General features: G+C 56.7%; 1 protein-coding gene and 2 pseudogenes. All 3 read right to left on the bottom strand.

What is annotated here, in order from left to right; genetic code table 11:
* A pseudogene (locus GTGU_RS23030) lies at nucleotides 1-504 on the bottom strand (ESPR domain-containing protein); the annotation flags it as partial.
* Nucleotides 505-590: 86 nt separating this feature from the next.
* Nucleotides 591-1,118, bottom strand: coding sequence for a toxin-activating lysine-acyltransferase (locus GTGU_RS23025; protein WP_038163267.1), 528 nt, complete (start codon nucleotides 1,116-1,118; stop codon nucleotides 591-593).
* 2 nt (nucleotides 1,119-1,120) lie between these two features.
* Nucleotides 1,121-2,331: pseudogene (locus GTGU_RS23020) on the bottom strand (ShlB/FhaC/HecB family hemolysin secretion/activation protein); the annotation flags it as partial.

The following is a 2,331-nucleotide window of genomic DNA, read 5'->3' as shown; positions in this document are numbered from 1 at the left end:
CCTGCCACCTCAATATAGCCGTTCAGTTTACTCGGATCGCGGGCATTCACTTCATTGAGGATTATCTTCGCTTCACCCTTTGCCAGCCACGGGTTAGCGGACACCATTCCGCCCAGTTGTGTTGACGTGTTTTTGCGGGAGTTGTTGAGGATCGCGCCCTGCTGGTCAATATCAAACTGGCTGTAGGTGTTACGTGACACGCCCCCGGCTGATGGCGTCTGAATATTGATCTGCGGCGTACCGTTTGCGGTGCCGATAACGGTGGGCTGCTGTCCGCCTGGCGCAGATTTGTCCGCGATAATGGCTGCCTGAACCGGTTGTATAACACCGGATGCCAGCCACAGGCTGAAGCTGACGGCACTGATTCGACTGATCAGACGTGAATGCGTATGACCGATGCCGGAAGAAGGGGAAGAGTCCTGAACAGGCGCGGGCAATTTCCGCGACCACCATCAGCATGCCGCGGGCTTTGTTAAAAATGATGCGATATAACAGCCTGTTCATGGGTATTACTCCCTTCCGGTATTTATCGTTCTGCTGTTTGTCTCGTTATGACGTGAGTTTCATTTTTGTTGACAGTGATACATCACTCAGCACTGAATCAATCCGGTCTGCGGAGGGCTGAGCGACTTCCATGCCCGAAATTCCTCGCGCGTGATGTGACTTCCCCGGAAGGTTTTAATGCAGGGGCGCACGGCTCCTCCCCGGTGCCAGAGCGAACGGGCACAAAATTGGGGCATGACGTCATGGCGCAGCAGACGCAACATGTCCGGTGTATGACCGAAAGGGGCAATAAAGTCCCGGAACCACATACGGTCACCACTGCACCAGTCCTCGTCCCTTATCATCACTGACGGTTCAGTGAGATAGCGTGCTTCTGACTCCACATTCAGCCACATCCAGCTCAGAAAACAGACAGGGCGTCCTCCCCGTGAAACCAGCACATACTGTTCAAGTTTGATGACCGGTAACAGTACCGTGGGCAACACACTCAGCGGCGCATCCCGGTGCACGGGAGAATGCATCCACAGCCAGACCGCTGCGCCAAGTATCTCTGCCTCAGAGAATTGTCCGCCCAGAAGCAGCGGAGCCTGTACGGTATAATCGCCACAGCGCATGGTCAGAAATCCATATTCAGGCTGAAGCCAAACGTGGCGGGGCTGGTCTTAAAACCGTCAGGACGGGAGAAAGGCACACCGGCAAACAGGTCGTAGCCGGTTTGCCGGACCTGGCCCCGCAGTCCGGCGACTCCGCCAGCCAGATGCGTTCCGGTCAGATATTCGGTCCCCTTACCGCCGACTTCGCCGTAATCTGCCGCCAGTAAAACTCGCTCCCCGGCAGCGGTGTCTGCCACGACAGGTCATTACGCACCAGCCAGCCCCGGTCGGCACTGAGCGTACGCTCACCATCAAAACCGCGTACGGTATAGCGACCACCAATGGAGAACTGGTCCTGAGATGTGAGCGGCGTGTTACTGGTCTGGCGCTGCCAGGCGGTATCAAAACGGAAGGTCTGTCCGGCGAAAGAAAATGGCAGGCTCAGACGGGCATCGGTTCGCAGAATACGGCTGAGTGCCGTGGCTTCATCAAAGAACTCTTCAGGGGCAGGCTGCGCCCCGAACCAGCGGGTGCCCCGCTGGTAACTGATACCCGCATCCAGCGTGGCCGGACCGATATAATGCCGGTGTGAAAGTCCGGCCTTCCATGAGGAGACATGGCGGCGCTGCACTTCCACTTCGGTGTCATTGATATAGTTGCGTGTGGTGCGGGTCTGGACGTCAAGGGAGGCGGTGGTTTTTTGCGAACTGCTGCGGTGCAGCACCCGGCTCAGTTGTGCCGTGAGACTCTGACTTTTACCGCTGTAGCGGTAATCCTCATAATACCCGGCAACCGTCTGATGATAATGGTAGTCGCTGCCGGTAAGACCAAATGACCAGTATCCCACCGGAACAGACCAGTGGGCGCTGAGGTTCTGGTTACCTTTTTCGCGTCCGGTCTGTAAATCATGGTTCACTGAAAACCAGAACAGGTCGCTCAGCGCCAGCGGGTTATCCAGCGAAAGTGTCAGACCGCCCTGATAACGCCCGGTGGAGGTGGTGCCGGAATCATCAAGCGACAGCCCCAGCCGCCAGAACTTACTCTGCTGGCGGGAAATAATGATATCGCTTTCACCGGGCTGGTCTGCCGGAACGATTTCCATTTCAGCCCGGACGGTGGGCAGACGCTGGAGGTTTTCCAGCCCCTGCTCAATATCCCGTAAATCCAGTATATTTCCTTCATGCGCCGGAAATGCACTGTACAGCCATAACCAGCGGCTGCTGTCGGGCGTCAG

It is taken from the genome of Trabulsiella guamensis ATCC 49490 (assembly GCF_000734965.1).
Lineage (GTDB): Bacteria > Pseudomonadota > Gammaproteobacteria > Enterobacterales > Enterobacteriaceae > Trabulsiella > Trabulsiella guamensis.
Note: the sequence above shows the minus strand (reverse complement) of the source record. Positions and strands in the feature narration are given on the sequence as shown.

What these genes read in the sequence shown, in the direction of transcription:
- GTGU_RS23025 (WP_038163267.1), bottom strand. Translation starts at nt 1,118, where the DNA reads ATGCGCTGTGGCGATTATACCGTACAGGCTCCGCTGCTTCTGGGCGGA.